The sequence below is a fragment of the Rhizobium sp. SYY.PMSO genome (assembly GCF_046840415.1).
Lineage (GTDB): Bacteria > Pseudomonadota > Alphaproteobacteria > Rhizobiales > Rhizobiaceae > Rhizobium.
In genome coordinates, this window is sequence record NZ_CP177351.1 from 601315 (window position 1) to 621064 (window position 19750).

Below are 19750 nucleotides of genomic sequence, written 5' to 3' on the forward strand. Positions count from 1 at the left end.
TTGACCCATGCCTACTCCTATTCTCTACGACTGCGATCCGGGTCATGACGATGCCATTGCGCTGGTCATGGCGCATCGTTCGTCCGCTATCGATCTTCTCGGCGTCACTACGACCTGCGGCAATGCGGAGGTCGAAAAGACGACCTCGAACGCCATCCGCATCCTAGACTTCATCGGCGCCTCGCATGTGCCCGTTGCGCAGGGTTGCGTTCGCCCTCTCGCGCGGCCATTGATCCTTGGCACCGCCGACGGCCCGAGCGGACTTGAAGGTTCGCCCTATCTGCCGATGCCGCGCCGTACTGCCCTGAAGCAGCACGCAGTCGACTTTCTCGCCGAAAAGCTGGAGGAAGCGCCCGAGCCGATGATCGTAGTGGCGACCGGTCCGCTCTGTAATATCGGGCTCCTCGTGCTCAAACGGCCGGATGTGCTTCCCAAGATCAAGGAGCTTATCTGGATGGGCGGCGTGTTTTATCGCAAGAGCGAGATCATCACGCCCACCGAGTTCAACGCGTTCTGCGATCCGGAAGCCCTCAAGATCGTTCTCGACAGCCAAATCCCGCTTACAATGGTGGGGCTGGACGTCACCATGCAGGTCTTGATAGAAGCTCCGCAATACGAAGAGCTTGCCGGCATAGACACGCCACTTGGCAGGCTGGTCATGGACTGGCTGAAATTCTACGAGAAGCTTCATCGAAACTCGATGGGGGTCGGCGGTGCCATGCACGATCCCCTTGCCTTGGCCTTGGTGATCGACCCGAGCCTCGTCCGCACGCGTCCGGCGCATATTGGCGTCGATCTCAATGCTACCTATGCTTTCGGAGCAACCGTTGCTGATTTCTGGCAGGAACGAGGAGAAGCTGACAATGCCCGGATTGCCTATGAGGTTGATGCTGATCGCTTCTTTGCACTGATGTTCGACCTCCTGCGATAACCGGTGGTTCGACGTTGCGATATGGATGGGTTTCCATCGGTGGTGGAAGCGGCGGCTCATCAAAGCGCCCTGCGGCTTGATAGCGATGATCGGCGGAATGCCGTGTCAGGTGCGGCGGTCCTGTAGGCGGTGCCAGTGATGCATGCGGTTGGCGACCTGAACCGCCAGTCCGTGCATCGCGATTGGCTTCATGCCGGTGACGGGAAGCGGCATTTGTTCGTCGGTGCGCCTGCCGGCGGCCCAGCGGCCCATCTCCTGTCCCAGCGACATGGAAAGCGCGACGCCGCGACCAGAATAGATCCCGCCGAAGACGAGGCCCGGCGCCAGGCGATAGAGCCGCGGTCGCCGGTCAGGAACAACGGCAAAGGTCCCATGCCAGTATTCCACCACCTTCGGCGGCCCGCCGAAGGCCTTGAAGGCCTTGCCGAGCACTTGCGCCACCTTGGCGCGGCCGCGTTCTGCCTCATCGTACCAGAGCGTATGCGTCGCGCCGCTGACCAGCCGATGGTCGCAATCGTAGTGGAAATAGCGAAGGTCGTTGCGCATATCGGAAACCGCGGGATTGCCGATAAGGATCTGTGCCCGCAACTCCTCCGAAAGCGGCTCCGTGGAAGCCTGGAACACCTTGAACGGTATCAGGGTTCGCTTCAGGCCGGGCCAGATGTCGCCGGTAAGCGCATTCGTTGCCAGGATCACTTCCGGCGCGGTAACACTGCCAGAGGCCGTGTGGACACGCCATCCGCCTTCGACGCGCTCTAGACGCTGCGCACGGGAGTTCTCGCAGATCGTGACGCCTTCGCGCTCTAGCGCGCCTGCAAGACCAATCGTCATGGCGAAGGGATTGATGTGGCCGGAATTGCGCACCATCCAGCCGCCGAGATAAGGGCTGCCGATACATGTGGTTGTCTCTGCCCGATCGAGCCAGGCGACATCTGCGCCGAAGGCCTTCCATTCCTCGTAGAATTGCCGCGCGCGTTGCAAGGTTTTTTCGGTATGTGCCGGCTGGATCCAGCCTTCCTGCACTTGATGGGCGTCGATGCCGAAGCGTTGCATAAGGCCGAAAGCAACGCCGGCGGCATCAGCAACCATGCGGTTGTATCGCTCGCCGATCATCTTGCCGTACGTCGCTTCGAACTCGGATGGCGAGGCCTTGGAGTGGTGGGAGATCACCAGGCCGTTGTTGCGGCCGGAGGCGGCCGAGCCGATCTCGTTTCCTTCGAGCAGCATGACGTCGACGCCGCTGTCCCGGGCGCCGAGGGCGGCCGCCATGCCCGTGAAACCGCCGCCGACAACCAGGACGTCGGTCCGGTGGTCACCTTTGAGGCTTAGAGCGGTCGACCGCTTCGCGGCTGTCTTACGCCAGAGATGCGGGGTCTTCCAGTCGACTTCAAACATGGATCGCCGCTTCCGTCGCGCCACCGAGGTAGAGATCGCCGATATCCGAATGTTCGGCTATCTCCTGTGCGGGCCCGTGCAGCCGCACGCGGCCGGTGTTGAGAAGATAGGCATAATCGCCGCATTCCAGCGCCAGTTGCACATTCTGCTCGACCAGTAGGATGGAGATGCCCGCCTTGGAGAGATCGAGGACAATATGGAAGATCTGCTGGATGATCTTCGGCGCGAGGCCGAGCGAGGGTTCGTCCAGCATCAGAAGCTTCGGCTCGGCCATCAACGCGCGGCCGATGGCCAGCATCTGCTGCTGACCGCCCGACATGCGGCTCGCCATGCCGTTGCGACGCTCCTTCAGGATCGGGAAAAGCTCGAAAACTTCGGCACGCAACGTTTCGAAGCTTTTGCCGGCACGGCCGATATGAGCCGCGACGAGGTTTTCCTCAACGGTCAGGCGCTGGAAGATCTGTCGGCCTTCAGGGCAATGGGCGAGACCCATGCGGACTACGTTTTCGGGGCGGGCGCCGGTGATGTCCCTGCCGTCGAAGCGGATGGTGCCGGCGGTAGGCCGCGCCACACCCGATATCGAATTCAGGAGCGTGGTCTTGCCGGCGCCGTTCGGCCCGAGGATAACGACGATTTCGCGTTCGTCGATCTCGAGGTCGATGCCTTCAAGAACGCCGACGCGCCCGTATCCCGAGCTGAGCCCGGCGATCTTTAGCAGCGGTCCGGATGTCGTCGATGTCATTGGCTGTTCCCAGATAGGCGAGTTGAACGTCGGTGCTCGCCTGAACTTCGGCGGGCGTTCCTTGAAAGAGCAGTTTGCCGTGGTGCATGACCACGATGCGGTCGCAGAGCGCCATGACCAGATCCATGTCGTGCTCGACGATGATCATCACGCGGTCGGGCGATCTCAGCTCGCCAAGCTTGGCTGTGAGCTCGGCGGTCTCGTGGTGGTTGAGGCCGGCGGCCGGCTCGTCGAGCAACAGCACGCGCGGGTTGGTGACGAGCGCGCGGGCGATTTCCAGCATGCGCTGGCGGCCATAGGGCAGGCTGCCTGCCTCCGCATTGGCATAGGACTGCAGATTGAAGAAGGTCAGAAGCTCCATGCAGGCGTCGCGGCGGCGTGCTTCGCGCTTGGCGGCGAAAGGCGGCCAGAGCACTTCCCGCCAAGCCTGCCCGACTTCCTGCGGATAAAAGCACACTTCCAGATTCTCCAGCGCCGTCATCTGGTCGAAGAGGCGAATATTCTGGTATGTGCGGGCGATGCCGGCATTGGCGATCTGATATTTCTTCAGGCCGCTGAGCTTGCGGTCGTCGAGGCTGATGGCGCCCGCCGAAACCGTATAGGATCCGGCGGTCATGTTGATCAACGTCGATTTGCCGGCGCCGTTCGGTCCGATGACGCCATGGATCATGCCAGGCTCGAACCGCGTCGAGACGTCGTCGATCGCGACGTTGCTGCCATATTGCTTGCGCAGGTTTTGAAAGACGAGGGTCATTTTCCGAACAGTCCTCGAATGAGTTTTTCAGGCCCGAAGGTTCGAGGCACGATGCCCGCCGGCCGCAGGATGATCAATCCGATCATCAGGAGACCGAGGAAGAGGATACGCCACTCGGCGAATTCGCGCAGCACCTCCGGCAGAAGGATGAGGATGGCGGCGCCGACGATGATGCCGAGAATGTTGCCGATGCCGCCGACGACGATCATCAGAACGATCAACACCGATTCCTGCAGCGAGAAGCTTTCCGGGCTGACGAAGCGCTGCGATCCGGCGAAGATGACGCCGGCGATCGAGCCGATCGTCGCAGAGGTCGCGAAGGCTGCGAGCTTGGCCTTTGTCGTGTTGATGCCGATGCCGCGGGCAGCGTCCTGATCTTCGCGGATCGCGGCCCAGGCCTTGCCGAGGATCGAGCGCTCCATCCGCCAGACGATGGTGCCGATCAGCAGGACCGCAACGATGAGCAGCCAATAGAAATCGACCGGTTTTGAAATTTCCAGGCCGAAGATCGAGGCCTTGTCCAGGCGGGCGATACCCTTCGGGCCGCCGGTGAGCCAATCGATATTGTTGAGCAGGATACGGATGATCTCGCCGAAGCCGAGGGTGACGATCGCGAGATAGTCGCCGCGCAGCTTCAGTACCGGCAGTCCGAGCAGAATGCCGGTGATCATGCCCAGCGCCGCAGCGATCAGCAGGATCAGCATGAAGGGCAGGTGCAGGCCGAGCTGCGGGCTCGCCAGCAGGCCGTAGGTATAGGCGCCGACGGCATAGAAGGCGACGAAGCCGAGGTCGAGCAGGCCGGTATAGCCGATGACGATGTTCAGCCCGATGCCGAGCAGGATGTAGATCAGCAGGCCATTGGCGACACGGATGTAGTAGTTCGACATGAACGGAGTGGAGGCGACGAGCGCGATCACCAGCGCCACAACCAGCCAGGGAATGATCCTGCCGCCGCGCGCCGTCGTGGAAAGAGTGGTATCGACCGACGTCATCAGAATTCCCTCTTGTAGACCATGCTCTCCTCGGAGACCGGCTCACCGAGAATACCCGCGGGACGGACAAGAAGAACGAGGATCAGAATGACGAAGGCAAGCACGTCGCGATATTCGGTGCCAAGCAGCCCGCCGGAAATGACCGGAAGCAGCGCCGTGCCTGCGACTTCGACGAAAGCAAGGATGAAGGAGCCGAGCATGGCGCCAGGGATGGAACCGATGCCGCCGAGGATCGCCGCAGTGAAGGCTTTCAGGCCGATCACGGCACCCATAGTCGGCGTCATGATCCCATAGTAGCTGGCATAGAGAATGCCGCCGGCTGCACCCAGAAGCGGCCCTGTGAAGAACACCAGCGAGATCGCGAGGTTGACGTTGATCCCAAGCAGTTGTGCCGTCGGGCGTCTCTCGGAGACCGCACGCACTATGATGCCGGCGCGGCTGCGGTTGACGAGCGTGTAGAGCGCGAACATCAGCACGAAGGCCGCGATCAGAATGCCGATCTGCACCGACGTCACGGTGCCACCGAGCACATTCAGGCGCGTGTTCGGAAAGAAGCTCGGAAAGGCGACAGGTTGCGGGCCGGCCATGATCTGCACGGCAGTCACCAGCGAAAGCGATACGCCGAGCGACGACAGCATGGGAGCAAGCCGGTTCGAATTTCGCAACGGCTTGTAAGCCAATCGCTCAATGCCGACGCCGATGAAACCAACGACGACGACCGCGGCGAGGAAGGCCAGTGTCAGGGCGATGGCACCGGCGCCGCCGATATTGCCAACCAGAAAGGATAGGCCGAGGAAGGCCACGTAAGCCCCCAGCATGAACATCTCGCCGTGGGCGAAGTTGATCATGCGCAAGACACCATAGACCATGGTGTAGCCAAGGGCGATCAGCGCGTAGATCGAACCGATCGTCAGTGCGTTGAAAGTCTGTTGAATAACTGTCCCGAGCATCGCTGTCCCGTCCGCGAGCGCCATGATGGCGAGGATAGGATATGCGCGGCCGTATGTCTCCGACAGTGACGGCGCCGCGCGTCGAAAAGGTTCGGCCGGGCCATGCCGGCCGAACGCGGCGGAGCTTACTTCGTGCCGACCAGCACGAACTTGTCTCCGTCGACCTTGTAGAGGTAGGACGGAGCGACCTTCAGCTCACCCTTGTCGTCGAATTCGAGATGACCGATCGCCGTATCGACTTTGACGTTGTGCAGCGCTTCGTTCATGTCTTCGCGGGTCAGGCCCTTGGTGCTCTTCAGGACGGCTTCGAGAATCTGTCCCTGAACATAGCCGTAGATGGAGTACGGACCTGCGTCGGAACCGTATTTGTCCTTGTAGGCCTTGGCGAAGTCGGCGATCGCCGGTGTTGCGTCAAGCGGCGGAGCCTGTACGGCAACGGTCGCGCCCTGGACATTGGCCTGACCGGCCTGGGTGATGAAGTCGGGCGTATATCCGCCATCAGGAACCATCAGGGTCGCCTTGACGCCCTGCTCGTGCATCTGCTTGGCGAAGAGCGCCAGCTGCGGCATCACCGCGCCGAGATAGATGACATCCGGGTTCTTGGCCTTGATCTGGGCCAGAACGGCGGTGAAGTCGACGTCGGTCGGTGCGACCGAGAGCGTGTCGAGCAGCTTGCCACCGCCCGCCGTGAAGTTCTTGCCGAAGATTTCCGAGATGCCCTGACCGAAGACCTGCTTGTCGTTGACGACGATGGCAGTCTTGGCGCCGAGCTTCTGCAGCGCGTATTCCGCCGGGAGCAGCGCGCCCGCGAAGTCGTTGGCGACTGGGCGGACCATGAACTTGTAGCCCTGCTGCGTCAGCGTTGGGTTGGAGCCGAAGGTCATCGTCGGCATCGAGCAATCTTCGTAGATCGGCAGCGTGGACTGCGCGACGCCGGAATTGAAGTTGACGAGGCCGATGATGACGTTGTCATCGTCGCAGAATTTCTGCGCCACCAGCGTTCCCTGGCGCGGGTCGGCCTGATCGTCTTCCTGATCGATCTTGACGGTTACGCCATTGGCGCCGCCAGCTGCATTCAGCTTGTCGATGTAGAGTTTGAAGCCGTTATGCCAGGTCGTCCCGAAATAGGCCTGGGGTCCGGAAAGCGGACCGGCGAGGCCGATCGTCATGTCCTTGGCGAGGACCGGCGTCGAAAGCAGTGCTGCGCCAACGGCGAGCGAGGCGATGAACTTCATGATGTTCCCCTTTGTTGTCATTCGGTCGCATTCGACAGGCCGTTCCGGTCTTCTTGCCGATTGAGGACATGGAAGCAGACAATTGAGGTCACGTCAAGAAAGTGTCGACACTATTGCGTTCAATTTATCGATGGATTAATTCTACGCATTGCGGGGACGCCCGCGTTGCCGCCGTTCCGACGGTTCATTCGGGGAAAACACCTTCAACAGCGCGTCCTTGAGCGCCTGCTGTGTCGCGGAGACGGTTAGTTCGATATGTTGGCGCAGCAGTTCGACACCGCCTTCAATGTTTCGCCTGACGGCCGCATCGACGATCGCCGAATGCGACGCGACCTGATCCTTGTCATGCGTGCGGTGCTCAATCTGGATGCGACGAATGAAGCGAATGCGCGCGTTGATCGCCGCCAGTTGGTTGACCAATTCCGGATTGCCGGAGAGTTCGGCAATCAGCAGATGGAAACCTTCATCTTCCGCAAGAATGATATCCGCCGGTTGATCGCGGTAGCCGTCTACGATCGCCTCCCAGTAAACGCGCAGCCGCTCGATCTGGTCGTCTTCGGCGCGTTCGCACATCAGCCGGAAAGCGGCGCATTCGATAATGGAGCGCAGTTCGTAAAGATCGAGAAGCCCTTCTGTACTCAAGCTGCGGACGAAGAAACCGCGGTTCGGGGTCAGCGAAACGAAACCTTCGGAGGCCAGTCGGTTCAGCGCCTCTCGGATCGGCGTCCGCGACACACCGAACGTCTTGGCGAGTTGGACCTCGTTGATCCGCTCCTCGGGCTTGAGCTTGAACTCCACCAGAAGTTTGCGGATGGTGTTGTAGGCGCGCTCGCTGCTGTCAGCCGAACGCCGCGTTTCGGAATCGCCCTCCAACGGGGCTTCATCGACTGTATTCAGTTCGTTTCGTTCAGTCATGGCGTCCCGTCTCGATTGTTGCAAGCTGGTGTCGACAGTTGTTTGCGCATTCTTGTTCATCAAGTTTGCCGCGTTGGCAACAATAAGATTTATCATTGAGGAGCGAAGAATGATCGTCGGAATTCTGGGTGTGGGCCATCTGGCAGCATCGTTGCTGGCAGGCCTGAAGCGTGCGGGGCTACCCTCCAAGTCGATTTTGCTCTCTCCGCGGGGCCGCTCGGGGGAACTGGCCGCGCTTTACGACCTGGAAATCTGTGCCGACGTCCGGGACCTTGTCCACAGGTCTGATCTCGTTCTCCTTGCCGTCCGCCCACAAGATGCGCCGGCTGCCGTTGACGGGCTTGCGTGGAGGCCGGAACAGGTGCTGATATCCGTCTGTGCGGGCGTGCGGCTGTCGAGCCTGCCGGCGGGTCCGGCGCGGCTGGTGCGGGCGATGCCGCTGACGGCGGCGGAAATCAATGCCAGCCCGACCGTGTTCTTCCCCGACATCCCGGAAGCGCGCTGGTTGATTGAGCAGGTCGGCCCGGCGATCGCGCTGCGCAGCGAACGCGAATTCGAGATCGCGACTGTCAATGCCGCTATTTACGGCTGGGCCCAGACGCTGGTGAAGCAAAGCGCCGAATGGTGCGCCGCGCACGGCACGGATCCGCAGACGATGCGGCAGCTGGTGGCCCAGACCTTTGTCGGGGCAGGGCGGCTTATAGCGGAAAAGGACCAGCCGATGGAGGATATGCTGGCCGAGCTGGTGACGCCTGGCGGCATAACCGAACTCGGATTGAAGGTCTTAGGCGAGCGCGGCCAGCCGGATGCATGGCGCGACGCGTGTGATGCCGTTCTCGCCCGTCTGACGGGCTGAACGAATCAGTCGTGATCGACGGCTTGCGGCGCGACCGGGTAGACATGGCCACCGGCGGCCTGCTCGCTAGGCGACAGGATGAGTTCGGCGATGTCGGCATGCGGAGGCAGCTGCAGCGCCGAGACGAGCACTGAGGCGATGTCGTCGGGTCGCAACGGCCGCTGATGCGTGTACATCCGTTCCCGCAGGCTTTCGGCATCGCCGTCGAAGGCCTTGAGATAGAATTCCGTTTCAACGCGCCCGGGCGCGATCTCGGTCATCCGCACGCCCGAGCCGGCAAGATCGTAGCGCAGGATACGACCGGCCTGCGAGAGGCCGGCCTTGGCGGCGCCGTAGGTGGTGGTGCCGGGAAAGACCGCGGACGCGGCGGTGCTCGTCAGGTTGAAAATATGTCCGCGGCGTCTTGCGATCATGCCGGGCAGCAGCATGCGGATCAGCTGCAATGGTGCCGCCAGATTGAGCGCGATGACCTCTTCGGTCTCCGCCGCGGTCTGCTCGTGCAACGGCCGGACGGTGGACAGGCCGCCGGCATTGTTGACCAGAACGTCGATCTCGGCGTTGCCGAGCCGGCTTGCTATGGCGGCATGATCGCGCACGTCGGCGACCAGCGGCTTCAGCCCCGGACCGAGCCGAGCGGCCAGCGCATCCAATGCCGCTCGGTCGCGGCCAAGGGCATAGACGGTCAGTCCCTGGGCCACCAGCGCTGCCGATATGGCGGCCCCGATCCCCTTGGAACCGCCGGTCACGAGGGCGCTGCGGTAATCCATGGTCGTTCTCCTTGGGTGAATTACAAGGCACCGTGCTGCGCGATGTTCTTCAGCACGGCCACCAGACCGGCTTCACGCTCGGCCTTCAGCTGTTCCTGGCTGCGCCCACCGACGGCTTCCGACGTCGACGCGGTCACGGCCGCGATCGTCGCCTCGTCCAGCTTGGCGTCGAGCAGCGTGTCCCAGATCGCCTGATAGGTCGGTCCGTATTTCCGCAGAAAATCCTCCATGCCGGCCGCATTCAGCTGGTTGGAGATGAAGGAGCCTTGCAGAGCCCATTTCGGACCGGGGCCGTAGACGAAGGCGCGGTCGACATCTTCGACCGAGGCCACGCCGTCGCGCACCAGCGCAATCGCCTCGCGCCACATGGCGCCCATCAGCCGCAGCGCCAGATGGCCGGTGATCTCGCGGCTCATGACGACAGGCTTCTTGCCCATCTCCTCATAAAGCGCTCTGGCCGTCTCCAGCGCCGCCGGATCGGTCAGCTTGCCGCCGACGATCTCGACCAGCGGCATGAGGTGCACGGGGTTGAACGGGTGTCCGAGCACGATGCGATCGGGACGGCGGCATTGCGTCTGCATGTCCGACACGAGCAGTGCGGAAGAGGAGGAGGCGATGATGACGGCATCACCGACATGATTTTCGATGTCGGCCAGCAGCTGACGCTTGAGGTCGATCTGCTCCGGGCCGTTCTCCTGGACGAAGTCGACGCCTGCAAGCGTCTCGCCAATTTCGTCGAAGAAGCGGATTTCGCCTCGTGCCTCGGCACCCGGCGAGAGCGCATCGAGATCCGCCTTCAGCGCAGGGAAATTCCGGCGAAAGTCATCCTCCCGCTCCGGATTGGGATCATAGGCCCGTACAACGTGGCCGGCATGCGCGAAGGCCGCTGCCCAGCGCTGGCCGATCACCCCAAAGCCGACAATGCCGATCGTCTGCCTGCCCATATGATTGTCCTTTTAGTCGAGTGCGGCGCGGAAGGCCTCGTTGAGGTCGTTCCACGGGATGAGCAGATCCAGCCAGGCGCCGATGCGTCCCGCGATGATGATCGTTTCATCAATCAGCACGCCGAAATCGAGCGGTTCCGCCATGGCCTTTTCCAGACGGAAGAGAAGCGCCGGCGTCTCTTCCATGTGGCAGAAGTCACGCAGGCGGGTCGCGGTCTTGTTGAGCGCAAGCGCTGCGGTCTGGCGCAGGACCTGTTCGCTTCGCTGTTCGCGCGCGTCGCGGATCCACCACAGGAACTCGTGCAACACGCGCGCCTCGGCTTCGGCCGCAAAGACCGGGCCGGCCGGATGCATGATGGCGCGCGACGCCGTCACCCTTGCGATATCCTTGGGACATTTCGCCCACAAAGCAGCGCGTGCCGACAGAATGTCCGCCGGCAGGCTGGTGGCCGGCGCTGGCGCTGGCGCTGGCGCTGGTGCATTACCTTCGACGAGTGCCAGGCTGCCCGAGAGAATGCGGCGGCCCTGTTCGCGTTTCAGGGTCGCGGCGAGCGCTGCGATGCCCTCGATGGGTGCATCGAGCGTGCCGAGAACAGTCACCTGTGCGGTCTCGGCCTGCAACGGCGCGAAGGTGATCTCTAGGAACTGGCGCACCGGCCAGTAGATGAAGGCACCGGCCGGTGCGTCAAGTACGTGCGTTGCGCCCTCGACGTCTTCGACGAAGGGGGCATGCCAGTAGATATGGCTGCCGGCGATCTTGGGCGTGTGGAGCTGCAGCTCCAGCGGCAGGTTGCGCAACATGGCGTTGCGCGTCCGTTCGGCGTTGCCGGTCAGTTTGATCGGCCAGGATTGCCCTTCGGCCGAGAAGAGAAGACGCATGCTATTTTTCCAGGTTGAAGAAGGAAACGGGCTTGAGGATCTGGTTGCGCATGTCGAGCAGATAATCCGTCTCGATCACCTTGCGGCGGTAGGCCTGCCACTCGGGATCGGCTTCCATCCGGTCGCGACGCGTTTCGCGGTCGGCCAGGCTGTCGTATTTCCACAGATGAACGGTGCGGGAGAGGTCGCCGATATGCGTCTGGAAGAAACCGAAAGGCTCTCCGAGATAGTGGCGCTGCATCGGCAGGCCGATATCCTCGTAAAGCTTGAGGAAACTCGGCAGCATGTTCGGCTTGGCGGTGTAGGTGCGGTGGTCGAAGATCATCTACTTGTTCCCTTTTTCTGCTTGATCCCTGTTGGGTTGATGGTTCTCAGGCGGCGCTCCGGACGGTTTCCATAATCAGTCGTGCGGTCAAAGCCGGGGCTTCCATTTGCGGTACGTGGCCGACGCCGGACAGGAGATGGACCGCTACGAAATCGGGTGCCCGTTGTGCATGGGTCGCCGGAATGACGCGGTCGGAACGGCCCCAGACGATGCGGGTCGGAACTGCGATCCGCCCGAGCGCGGAGAGAGTGTCGAAAAGCTGCGTGTCGCCGGAAAACAGGCGGGACGCCAGCATCTCCAGCGATGCGCGGTTGCCGATCTTTTCCATCTGTCGCAGCACCGCCTGTGCATAGCCCTGCGGCAGCGACGAGGGATCGCCGAGCATGACGTGCAGCCATCGCTCCAGAGCCGCCGCGGTGGTCGACCGGGTCAGTCCGGCAATGAAGCCGCCATTGATCTCGGGCCCGAGGCCGCCGGGTGCCAGAAGCGTCAGCGACCGGACCGCGACGCGGCCAATCGAGGTCAGTGCCAGCGCAGTCGCCCCTCCAAGCGAATGACCGACGACATGCGCCTCTTCGATGCCCATGGCTTCGAACTGATCGGAGACCCAATAGGCCAGATGATCGACGCCGTCGGCCGCCACACTGGCGTTCGCGCCGTGTCTGGGCAGATCGAGCGCAATGGTATCGACATCCTTGCCGAGAAGCGGCAGCACCTGGCGCCAAGCCGAACGATCGGCGCCGAAGCCGTGCAACAGGATGATCGGAACGGATGAGGATTTCGGCGCGGGCTGCGGCGAAAGCAATGGGGCAGCAACGGCTTCGGTCGGGGGCCGTGCCGCGCGGCCGTCGAGCGCTTTCTGAACGTCGCGCTGCTTGATCCGGCCGTTCGGGCCGGAGCCTTCGAGATCGGCAAGGTCGATACCCGCTTGCCGCGCAAGGCGTCGGGCCAGCGGACTTGCAACGACGCGTGCGCCGGGTTGCCTGCCGGCCGCTGTTTCTCGTGCGATCGCGGCAGCCGGTTCCAGATTGGGTGCGGCAGGCTGGGGTGTCGGAGTGGGAGCCTGCGCCGATGCGGCGAGTTGCGGCTCCACGTCGGAGATGGTGCCCAGCACCGCGCCGACCGGTGCTTCCTGGCCTTCGCGGAAATGAATCTCGGCGAGCCAGCCGTCGCGATCGGCCTCGACTTCGGTCGCCGCCTTCGCGGTCTCGACGGTGACGAGCAGTTGTCCTGCTTTGACCGTCTCGCCTGGCTTGGCGGCCCAGGCGACGACGAGGACGGACTCCATATATTCGCCGCCGGCGCTTTCGATGCTGATCGGATGGTTAGCCATGACGCGCCTTCCTCACTTCAACGTGGCAAGTGCCGCGGTGCGGATTTTTTCCGCATTGGGCAGCATCGCGATTTCCAGCGGCTCGGAATAGGGGATCGGCATGTCGGGCAGCGTCACACGGGCAACCGGCGCATCCAGTTCGTCGAAGGCGTGATCCATGATCGTGGCTGAAAGTTCGGCCGCGTAGCCGCAGAAGCGCCAGCCCTCGTTAACGACGACGGCGTGGTGAGTCTTGGCGATCGAGGTGACGATGGCCTTGATATCCAGGGGGCGCAGCGAGCGCAGGTCGATGACTTCGGCCGAAACACCGTCGGCAGCCAGGAGGTCGGCGGCCTTCACGGCCTCGACGACCATCTTGGACGTGGCGAAAATCGAGACGTCGCTGCCCTCGCGCATCGCCGCGGCCTTGCCGAGCGGAACGATGACATCGCCATCGGGCACTTCGCCGCGGGTATTGTAGAGCAGCTTATGTTCGAGGAAGACGACAGGCTGGTCGTCGCGGATCGCGGCCTTCAGCATGCCCTTGGCATCAGCCGGCGTCGACGGCGCAACCACCTTGATGCCCGGAATGTGGGCAAGCATGGAATCCAATGCTTTCGAATGCTGGGCACCCGCGCCGGCTCCTCCGCCACCCTGCGTGCGCAGCACGAAAGGCATCTTAACCTGGCCATCCCATATGTAATTGTAGATCGAGGCCTGGTTGACCAGCGCATCGAGCGAAAGCGGGATGAAGTCGGCATACATGATTTCGAGGACGGGGCGCGTGCCGGTCATCGCTGCCGTGACAGCCATTGCCGTCATAGCCTGTTCGGAGATCGGCGTGTCGCGCACGCGGCTTTCGCCGAATTCGTCCATCAGCCCCTTGGTGACTTTGAAGACGCCGCCATAGCGGCCGATGTCCTCGCCGAAAAGGAAAACGGAGGGATCGGCAGCCATCTCTTCACGCAGCGCGGCATTGAGGGCTTCGGCATATCGCATCAGGGCCATGTCAGAGCGCCTCGCTATAGGGGTTGCATGCTTCGTCGATCGCAAATTGCGGCATCGGGTCCGAAAGGGCGGCTTCGAAGGCCGCGTCAACTTCAGCCTTTGCCTGCGCCTCGACTTCGGCAAGTCTGGCTTCGCCAAGGTCGGGCAGCAGCGCCTGGCGCGAAAGCGTCAGGGGATCGCGTGCCTTCCACGCAGCAATATCTTCCGGCTTCTGGTAGCCACCCATGTCGGAGGTGGAAAAACCCTCGAGGCGATAGGTCTTGCATTCGATCATGCCGGGACCTTCGCCGCGGCGGGCGCGCTCGACCATGGCCGCGACCGCGCGGTAGACCGCAACCGCGTCGTTGCCGTCGACGATCTCGGCCGGCATTCCATAGCCTGTCGCGCGCACGGACAGATCCGCGACTGAGGACTGGACGTCGGAGGGGACAGTCAGGCCGAACTGGTTGTGCTCCAGTACGAAGACGACCGGCAGCTTCCAGAGCGCGGCCATATTCATGGCCTCGTGGCAAATGCCGGTCTGGGCCGCGCCATCCCCGAAGATGCACATGGCGACGTTGGCCTGGCCCATGATCTGCATCGACAGTGCCATGCCCGTTGCCGCTGGTATGCCGGCGCCGACGATGGCATTGCCGCCGATGACACCCTTTTCCGCATCCGCGACCAGCATGTGTCCGGCGCGACCGGCGCAGGCGCCCGTTGCCCGCCCGAAGATCTCCGCAATCACGGGGCGCATCGCCATGCCCTTGCCGATGTAGACGGCGTGGCCGCGGTGAGTCGTGGCGACCTTGTCGCTCGCTTCGAGCACGGCGGTGGCAGCGACGCCGACCGCTTCCTGGCCGTCGCAGCGGTGGATCGGGCCGCGCGTACGGCCCTCCTTGTGAAGCGCCCCGAGGCCTTCTTCCAAGTGACGGACCATGAGCATCTTTCGATAGATTTCGAGGTGCTCTTCAACCGAGGGTGTGTTCTTCACCATAGCCTCCAAATGCCTTTCCAAATTTAATACAAAAGTGTCGACACTTTGCAAGGGCTTCTGCAAAATAGATTTCGAAGGCTGTGAAAGGAGCGAAAAATGCGTTTGAAGGATAAGACCGCGATCGTCACGGGAGCGGCTGCCGGTATCGGTGCCGCGACGGCGGCGCTGTTTGCGCGCGAGGGTGCCCGCGCGCTCGTCGCCGATCGCGACGGCGCGGCTGCCGCGGCCGTTGCCAGGCAGATCGTTGGCATCGCTGCCGCGGTCGACGTGTCCGACGAGACGGCGGTCAAGGCGATGGCGGCGCAGGCGGCAGCAGCGTTCGGCCGGGTGGACATTCTGGTCAACAACGCCGGCTACGGTATCCGCGGCTCGGTCCTGACGATCGAGGCCGCCGATTGGGACGCGCTGATGGCGGTCAACGTCAAGGGCGTCTTTCTCTGCTCGAAGCATGTGATCCCCCTGATGGCGGGCGGCGGCGCGATCGTCAACACGGCCTCCAACGTGGCGAATGTGGGGCTCGCCGACCGGGCGGCCTATGTCGCCTCGAAGGGAGCCGTCGCGGCACTGACGCGTGCCATGGCGCTCGATCACGCGGCAGCCGACATCCGCGTGAATGCCGTGGCTCCGGGGACGACGTGGTCGAGCTATTTCGACAAGATCCTCGAAACCCATCCAGACCCCGACGGCTTCGTTGCCGCCCTCAATGCCAGGGCGCCGATGCACCGCGTTGCCCGGCCAGAAGAAATCGCGCAGGCGATCCTCTGGCTGGCAAGCGGCGAGTCTTCCTATGCGACCGGATCCATCCTGACCGTCGATGGCGGCATGACGGCGTGGTGACGTCAGCCTGAGGCGATGCTGGCGCGCAGGGCCGCCAGCATTTCGTCCAGGTCGGCGCATGGTCGGCAGCCGATTTCGGCAATGTCGGACCGGACGTCGACGGGCAGGCCGGAATTCGAATCCTTCGGGATTTCGTTCAGCCGCCCGCCGATCATGACGGGAAGGTCGAGGCCATGCGACGCCATGACTGCTTTTACCGCCTTGGCATATGAAAGCGCCACGCCGTTGTAGGTGCTGACGGCGATCATGTCAGCGCCGGTTTCCTTCGCCCGCATGACAAGCGTTTCCGGATCGATTGCCACGCCGGCGTCGATGATGCCGGCACCGAGCCCTTCCAGCGCCTGTTCGACGAGATATTTGCCATGTTCGTGGACATCGGTCGTGCCGATGCAGACGACCGGCTTGCGCGCAGCTTCGAGCGGCACCTGCCGGCCGACCCAATCGGCGGCCTTCTGATTGAGTTCGCGTGCCCATTCGGCATGAATGAGCGGTTGGCGGCTTCGTTCGCCTTCGAGACCAGGGCCGAAAAGCGCTTCCATCCGCTTCGGGCCCATGCGGCGAATAGCCAACATCAGCGCCGCCGGATCGTTGGTATCGACGTCTCGATCGGCAAGCCCTTCCAGGACGGAAGCCGCGAAGCGGCGACCGCCCTCGACGAGGACATCCGCCATAGCCTCGATCTTTCCCCAATCCATCACGGGCTCATAGAAGGGTGCATGCGATGCGAGGCGATGGGCGAAACCCTGCGCATCGATGATCTCGTCTATATCGGGGATCCGCTGGTTCTCGGTGACGGGGACCGGATTGACGGCGTGGCCGGCCGGCCAGCGGCCAAGCGCAAGGATGTCGGCCAACAGATAGCTCGCGAGGCTTGCGTAGTTGGCAGCCGGCGTCGACTGATAGGAGACCGTATTGCCGAAGATCATCGTGCCCGGTGTGTCGCTGACGCGCACCAGGGCTGCGTGGAAGGCGGCACGCGATAGGGGGTCGCTGAAGTGGTGGCCGTAGCAATGCGAGACGCGGGCGCCGATCAGTCCCTCGACGATATGCTTCTCGACGATCACCATCCCGAGCGCGCAGGCCATGTCGATGAAAAGGCCGGCAAACCCATCGTCTAGATTGGAATGGACGAGGATCGTCTCGTCTTGAGCGGCGATCAGGCCGAGCGCGGTCACTGTCGCCTCCGTTGTAGCGACATCGTCGTCCCAATAGGGCAGGCGGAAGGTAAAATACTGGCCGAGATTGCCGACTGCCGTCGCACCCGCGGCGATCGCCGCACGGGTGTTTTCCACTGCACCCGGCAGGCCGAGCATGAAATCGCCGAAATGCGCCGCCGCCGGCGCCGCATTGGTAATGCGGGCGAAATCCTCCGGGCCGTTCAAGACGATGCCGGTGCCGCGCGACGCCTTGGCGCGCATCGCTTCCGGATAGCCCATCGACCAGTCGAGCGTGATGCCGAAGCGATCGACGGTGACGCCAGCCCCGGCACAGGTGCCGTGCACGGTCCGGATCGCCTCGATCGTGCGATTGACATCGCGAAATCCGATATGCGCGTGCTGCATCACCCGGCCTTCGGCCGCGCACCGGCGCTTCCACTCCGCCTCGGAGGCGACACCGGCCTCGCTCAGGAAAAGACAGCTGCCAAGCCGCCAGTCGCGCGCCATGCTGCGTCCGGCATTCAGGAGATCGGCGCCCGGCGTCAGGCGCGGGTCGATCAGTGCTGGGGTGTTATCATCGATCATGATCTAGGTCCGCGAGAAAGCGGCGGGTCGCGGCGGCGAACTCAAGCGGCCGCGCCTGCGGGTGAAAATGCGCGCCGGTCAGCGTCGTCATGACCGCGCCGGGAATGGCATCGGCGATTGTATGGGAGAGGTAGGGTGGCGTAAGGATATCGCCGTCGGCAGCAATGACATGGACGGGTGCTGCGATGCGCGGCAAATCCGTCAGACGGTCGTGATCGAGAAGCATGCGCACGCGCGCGGCGGTAACCGGCAGCGGAGCCAGCGCAGTCGCCGCCGTGGCGACGGCTGCCGCAAGGCGCTCGGCATGTTCGTCGAGATAGGCGGCTTCGTAACCGAACACCTGCGTCAGTCGCTGGTAGGCCTCGGCCATGCCGCCTTCCAAAAGCTCCGCCCGGGCTATGAAGAGGCTCTTGAAGCGCTCGTCCGCACGCGCCCAGGAACTGCTGATCGTATAGCTGAGGCCTATGCCGGGGTAGTCGAGTGCCAGGGTCTGCACGATGGCGCCGCCCGTCGAATGGCCGACGATATGAAGATTGCCGCCCTCGGCCGCAATGATGTCGGCGACGTCCGACGCGATCTGGCCGATCGAATAGGGGCCGTCCGGTCGATCGCTGCGTCCCGCACCGCGATGGTCGACGACAACAAGGCGAAAATGGTTCCGGAGTTCGGCGACCACGCCGCCCCAAAAACGGCCATCGCCACCGAGCCCCGGGATCAGAATGATGCGAGGACCCTTGTCGCCGAATGTCTCGTAGTGGACGCGGCAGCCATCGGCCGCTGTGTGGAACGGCATCAGGCCTTCACCCCCTTGTCGAGAAAATTCCGCACGGCGGCAGCCAGGCTGAGCGCCGTCACTGCGGATGTCTTGGGATTGTCGTAAGAGGGGGTATTGGCGAAGCGGAAGCTCGCCGTGCCTGCAGCGCTCTCGATGTCGATCTCATGGATGTTGGCAGTAATGCCGGGGTCTGCGACGACGGAGACGGTGATCCGGGCCGGCTGCACCGCCAGCATCGCAGTGAACGCAGCGTTGAGGTTCTTCGGGTAGAGTCGCGCGGCCTCAGCGGGCGTTCCCTCGAAGAGGGTCACGGCTTGCGTCGTTTCGGCAAGGCCAAGCGCTCCGAGCTCGGCGCACCAAGCTGCGACCGGCTTCTTCAGCCGATAGACGACCCGCGTATCCGCAAGGCCCGCGACGGCAGCGAGATAGTCGAGGCCACCGATAGCACCGGAGGACATCACGAGGCGGGCGCCGGACTGGCGCCGTGCCTCGGCAATGGCCGCCGCCGTCGTCTCGTCGGCAAGTGCGCCGACGGAGGCGACGATGACGGAAATACCGGATCGCAGGAGCGCTGGCACACACGCAGCGACGCTCTCCTGCCCGGCCGCCTCGACGACCACGCATGGCTGTGTCGCGACCATATCCTCAAGTCGCCGCACGACCGTGATGTCCGATGGTATCGCTGCCGTCGAGCCCTCGCGCAGAAGCGCTATCCAGCGGACGATCGGGCCGTCCGTCCGATCCGGGAGCGCGGCGACGAGTTGCCGGGCCAGTGTGCCGAACCCGATCAATCCAACGGTTGTCGGCTCGATCGCCGTCATGGCTCAATTGCCCTGCTTCAGCGGATCGAACTTGTCCTTCAGGTCCGAGCCGAAGACGGTCTGGCGTTCGATCTCAAGGACGTTTTCCGGACGCGGGAAGTTCGATGGTACCCGATCGCCCGGCTTGCGCGGCTTACCGATCAGGCGGAAGAAGTCCTCCAGGCCGTTCGGCACGATCAGCCAGACCCAGCGCAGGCGCGTCTCGCCGTCGTTGATGAACATGTGACGGGTGTTCTTCGGCAGGAAGATCGCCGTATCGGGGCCGATCGGAAATTCCTTGCCGTCGACGACGGCGCGGCCATGGCCCTCGATAATGTACACGGCCTCCTCGTTGCGGTCATGTGTGTGTTCACGGACATAGCCGCCGGGCGCGACCGATTGCGTGCCCATGCCGAAGGGCGATTCCATCGGCACGATGTGTGGCGCGAGCGCCACGTCGACATGGCCGTTGGCGGGAACCGGCTGCCAGTAGCTTTCGCGGGCCTCCGGGCCTGAAATGTGAACGCCGGGCGGGATGTCCGAAGTCTTGATGTCCGTCATTTTTCAAACCTCTGGATTGTCGCCTTCTGCGAGGCGTGTCTTCACTCTCTGCGG

At 63.1% G+C, this 19750-nt stretch carries 21 protein-coding genes; 3 read left to right on the forward strand and 18 right to left on the reverse strand.

Annotated features, from left to right (window positions below; translation table 11 throughout):
* Positions 1 to 7 precede the first annotated feature (7 nt).
* On the forward strand, positions 8 to 931 hold the full coding sequence (locus ACJJVH_RS29440) for a nucleoside hydrolase (protein ID WP_113358338.1): 924 nt from the start codon (positions 8 to 10) through the stop codon (positions 929 to 931).
* 105 nt (positions 932 to 1036) lie between these two features.
* Here the strand turns inward: ACJJVH_RS29440 and ACJJVH_RS29445 are convergent, their stop codons facing one another.
* The 7 genes from ACJJVH_RS29445 to ACJJVH_RS29475 form a co-directional block, all read right to left on the reverse strand.
* Positions 1037 to 2326 carry an NAD(P)/FAD-dependent oxidoreductase gene (locus tag ACJJVH_RS29445; protein WP_412066885.1) on the reverse strand — a complete coding sequence of 430 codons (1290 nt, stop codon included), beginning with the start codon at positions 2324 to 2326 and terminating at the stop codon, positions 1037 to 1039.
* Positions 2319 to 3068, reverse strand: a complete 750-nt coding sequence (locus tag ACJJVH_RS29450; RefSeq protein ID WP_412066886.1) for an ABC transporter ATP-binding protein — start codon at positions 3066 to 3068, stop codon at positions 2319 to 2321. Before ACJJVH_RS29450 ends, ACJJVH_RS29445 begins: the two co-directional genes overlap by 8 nt.
* Entirely contained in the window at positions 2992 to 3822 is an 831-nt protein-coding gene (locus ACJJVH_RS29455) for an ABC transporter ATP-binding protein (protein ID WP_113358335.1), read from the reverse strand. The genes ACJJVH_RS29450 and ACJJVH_RS29455 overlap by 77 nt, the downstream gene beginning before the upstream one ends.
* Entirely contained in the window at positions 3819 to 4814 is a 996-nt protein-coding gene (locus tag ACJJVH_RS29460; RefSeq protein ID WP_113358334.1) for an ABC transporter permease subunit, read from the reverse strand. Before ACJJVH_RS29460 ends, ACJJVH_RS29455 begins: the two co-directional genes overlap by 4 nt.
* The gene (locus tag ACJJVH_RS29465) at positions 4814 to 5764 is read right to left on the reverse strand and encodes a branched-chain amino acid ABC transporter permease (RefSeq protein ID WP_412066887.1); all 951 of its coding nucleotides are present in this window, start codon (positions 5762 to 5764) and stop codon (positions 4814 to 4816) included. The genes ACJJVH_RS29460 and ACJJVH_RS29465 overlap by 1 nt, the downstream gene beginning before the upstream one ends.
* A gap of 125 nt (positions 5765 to 5889) precedes the next feature.
* Complete coding sequence (locus ACJJVH_RS29470) at positions 5890 to 6999, reverse strand: branched-chain amino acid ABC transporter substrate-binding protein (RefSeq protein ID WP_162749177.1); 1110 nt, start codon at positions 6997 to 6999, stop codon at positions 5890 to 5892.
* A gap of 141 nt (positions 7000 to 7140) precedes the next feature.
* Positions 7141 to 7974, reverse strand: coding sequence for a GntR family transcriptional regulator (locus ACJJVH_RS29475; protein WP_162749178.1), 834 nt, complete (start codon positions 7972 to 7974; stop codon positions 7141 to 7143).
* A 49-nt stretch (positions 7975 to 8023) separates the two neighbouring features.
* Here ACJJVH_RS29475 and ACJJVH_RS29480 point away from each other — a divergent pair, with 49 nt between their 5' ends.
* Positions 8024 to 8770 carry a pyrroline-5-carboxylate reductase dimerization domain-containing protein gene (locus tag ACJJVH_RS29480; RefSeq protein ID WP_162749179.1) on the forward strand — a complete coding sequence of 249 codons (747 nt, stop codon included), beginning with the start codon at positions 8024 to 8026 and terminating at the stop codon, positions 8768 to 8770.
* 5 nt (positions 8771 to 8775) lie between these two features.
* Here ACJJVH_RS29480 and ACJJVH_RS29485 read toward each other — a convergent pair whose 3' ends face one another.
* From ACJJVH_RS29485 to ACJJVH_RS29515, 7 genes are read right to left on the reverse strand one after another with little or no spacing between them, the layout of a single operon-like run.
* Positions 8776 to 9537: an SDR family oxidoreductase gene (locus ACJJVH_RS29485; protein WP_412066888.1), complete on the reverse strand. Its 762-nt coding sequence runs from the start codon at positions 9535 to 9537 to the stop codon at positions 8776 to 8778.
* Between the two features lie 20 nt (positions 9538 to 9557).
* The gene (locus tag ACJJVH_RS29490; protein ID WP_113452143.1) at positions 9558 to 10481 is read right to left on the reverse strand and encodes a 3-hydroxyacyl-CoA dehydrogenase NAD-binding domain-containing protein; all 924 of its coding nucleotides are present in this window, start codon (positions 10479 to 10481) and stop codon (positions 9558 to 9560) included.
* 12 nt (positions 10482 to 10493) lie between these two features.
* The gene (locus tag ACJJVH_RS29495; protein WP_412066889.1) at positions 10494 to 11360 is read right to left on the reverse strand and encodes a hypothetical protein; all 867 of its coding nucleotides are present in this window, start codon (positions 11358 to 11360) and stop codon (positions 10494 to 10496) included.
* Between the two features lies 1 nt (position 11361).
* Positions 11362 to 11685 (reverse strand): NIPSNAP family protein, encoded by a 324-nt coding sequence (locus ACJJVH_RS29500; RefSeq protein ID WP_113383445.1) that lies wholly within the window; start codon positions 11683 to 11685, stop codon positions 11362 to 11364.
* Positions 11686 to 11731: 46 nt separating this feature from the next.
* On the reverse strand, positions 11732 to 13018 hold the full coding sequence (locus ACJJVH_RS29505) for an acetoin dehydrogenase dihydrolipoyllysine-residue acetyltransferase subunit (RefSeq protein WP_113452141.1): 1287 nt from the start codon (positions 13016 to 13018) through the stop codon (positions 11732 to 11734).
* A gap of 12 nt (positions 13019 to 13030) precedes the next feature.
* Positions 13031 to 14005: an alpha-ketoacid dehydrogenase subunit beta gene (locus ACJJVH_RS29510; RefSeq protein WP_113452140.1), complete on the reverse strand. Its 975-nt coding sequence runs from the start codon at positions 14003 to 14005 to the stop codon at positions 13031 to 13033.
* Between the two features lies 1 nt (position 14006).
* The gene (locus ACJJVH_RS29515; RefSeq protein ID WP_113452139.1) at positions 14007 to 14981 is read right to left on the reverse strand and encodes a thiamine pyrophosphate-dependent dehydrogenase E1 component subunit alpha; all 975 of its coding nucleotides are present in this window, start codon (positions 14979 to 14981) and stop codon (positions 14007 to 14009) included.
* Positions 14982 to 15077: 96 nt separating this feature from the next.
* Here ACJJVH_RS29515 and ACJJVH_RS29520 point away from each other — a divergent pair, with 96 nt between their 5' ends.
* On the forward strand, positions 15078 to 15818 hold the full coding sequence (locus ACJJVH_RS29520) for an SDR family oxidoreductase (RefSeq protein ID WP_113452138.1): 741 nt from the start codon (positions 15078 to 15080) through the stop codon (positions 15816 to 15818).
* Between the two features lie 2 nt (positions 15819 to 15820).
* On the opposite strand, the gene ACJJVH_RS29525 is transcribed toward ACJJVH_RS29520, so the two are convergent.
* From ACJJVH_RS29525 to ACJJVH_RS29540, 4 genes are read right to left on the reverse strand one after another with little or no spacing between them, the layout of a single operon-like run.
* The gene (locus ACJJVH_RS29525) at positions 15821 to 17560 is read right to left on the reverse strand and encodes a cobalamin-dependent protein (RefSeq protein WP_113452137.1); all 1740 of its coding nucleotides are present in this window, start codon (positions 17558 to 17560) and stop codon (positions 15821 to 15823) included.
* The gene (locus tag ACJJVH_RS29530) at positions 17550 to 18353 is read right to left on the reverse strand and encodes an alpha/beta fold hydrolase (RefSeq protein ID WP_113452136.1); all 804 of its coding nucleotides are present in this window, start codon (positions 18351 to 18353) and stop codon (positions 17550 to 17552) included. The genes ACJJVH_RS29525 and ACJJVH_RS29530 overlap by 11 nt, the downstream gene beginning before the upstream one ends.
* Positions 18353 to 19156, reverse strand: a complete 804-nt coding sequence (locus ACJJVH_RS29535; protein ID WP_113452135.1) for an aspartate dehydrogenase domain-containing protein — start codon at positions 19154 to 19156, stop codon at positions 18353 to 18355. Before ACJJVH_RS29535 ends, ACJJVH_RS29530 begins: the two co-directional genes overlap by 1 nt.
* Positions 19157 to 19159: 3 nt before the next feature.
* Positions 19160 to 19696 carry a cupin domain-containing protein gene (locus ACJJVH_RS29540; RefSeq protein ID WP_113358320.1) on the reverse strand — a complete coding sequence of 179 codons (537 nt, stop codon included), beginning with the start codon at positions 19694 to 19696 and terminating at the stop codon, positions 19160 to 19162.
* Positions 19697 to 19750: the final 54 nt, after the last annotated feature.

Bases quoted from the DNA above. Each gene is read 5' to 3' on its own strand.
- ACJJVH_RS29440 (WP_113358338.1), top strand. From the start codon at position 8: ATGCCTACTCCTATTCTCTACGACTGCGATCCGGGTCATGACGATGCC.
- ACJJVH_RS29445 (WP_412066885.1), bottom strand. From the start codon at position 2,326: ATGTTTGAAGTCGACTGGAAGACCCCGCATCTCTGGCGTAAGACAGCC.
- ACJJVH_RS29450 (WP_412066886.1), bottom strand. From the start codon at position 3,068: ATGACATCGACGACATCCGGACCGCTGCTAAAGATCGCCGGGCTCAGC.
- ACJJVH_RS29455 (WP_113358335.1), bottom strand. From the start codon at position 3,822: ATGACCCTCGTCTTTCAAAACCTGCGCAAGCAATATGGCAGCAACGTC.
- ACJJVH_RS29460 (WP_113358334.1), bottom strand. From the start codon at position 4,814: ATGACGTCGGTCGATACCACTCTTTCCACGACGGCGCGCGGCGGCAGG.
- ACJJVH_RS29465 (WP_412066887.1), bottom strand. From the start codon at position 5,764: ATGCTCGGGACAGTTATTCAACAGACTTTCAACGCACTGACGATCGGT.
- ACJJVH_RS29470 (WP_162749177.1), bottom strand. From the start codon at position 6,999: ATGAAGTTCATCGCCTCGCTCGCCGTTGGCGCAGCACTGCTTTCGACG.
- ACJJVH_RS29475 (WP_162749178.1), bottom strand. From the start codon at position 7,974: ATGAACAAGAATGCGCAAACAACTGTCGACACCAGCTTGCAACAATCG.
- ACJJVH_RS29480 (WP_162749179.1), top strand. From the start codon at position 8,024: ATGATCGTCGGAATTCTGGGTGTGGGCCATCTGGCAGCATCGTTGCTG.
- ACJJVH_RS29485 (WP_412066888.1), bottom strand. From the start codon at position 9,537: ATGGATTACCGCAGCGCCCTCGTGACCGGCGGTTCCAAGGGGATCGGG.
- ACJJVH_RS29490 (WP_113452143.1), bottom strand. From the start codon at position 10,481: ATGGGCAGGCAGACGATCGGCATTGTCGGCTTTGGGGTGATCGGCCAG.
- ACJJVH_RS29495 (WP_412066889.1), bottom strand. From the start codon at position 11,360: ATGCGTCTTCTCTTCTCGGCCGAAGGGCAATCCTGGCCGATCAAACTG.
- ACJJVH_RS29500 (WP_113383445.1), bottom strand. From the start codon at position 11,685: ATGATCTTCGACCACCGCACCTACACCGCCAAGCCGAACATGCTGCCG.
- ACJJVH_RS29505 (WP_113452141.1), bottom strand. From the start codon at position 13,018: ATGGCTAACCATCCGATCAGCATCGAAAGCGCCGGCGGCGAATATATG.
- ACJJVH_RS29510 (WP_113452140.1), bottom strand. From the start codon at position 14,005: ATGGCCCTGATGCGATATGCCGAAGCCCTCAATGCCGCGCTGCGTGAA.
- ACJJVH_RS29515 (WP_113452139.1), bottom strand. From the start codon at position 14,981: ATGGTGAAGAACACACCCTCGGTTGAAGAGCACCTCGAAATCTATCGA.
- ACJJVH_RS29520 (WP_113452138.1), top strand. From the start codon at position 15,078: ATGCGTTTGAAGGATAAGACCGCGATCGTCACGGGAGCGGCTGCCGGT.
- ACJJVH_RS29525 (WP_113452137.1), bottom strand. From the start codon at position 17,560: ATGATCGATGATAACACCCCAGCACTGATCGACCCGCGCCTGACGCCG.
- ACJJVH_RS29530 (WP_113452136.1), bottom strand. From the start codon at position 18,353: ATGCCGTTCCACACAGCGGCCGATGGCTGCCGCGTCCACTACGAGACA.
- ACJJVH_RS29535 (WP_113452135.1), bottom strand. From the start codon at position 19,156: ATGACGGCGATCGAGCCGACAACCGTTGGATTGATCGGGTTCGGCACA.
- ACJJVH_RS29540 (WP_113358320.1), bottom strand. From the start codon at position 19,696: ATGACGGACATCAAGACTTCGGACATCCCGCCCGGCGTTCACATTTCA.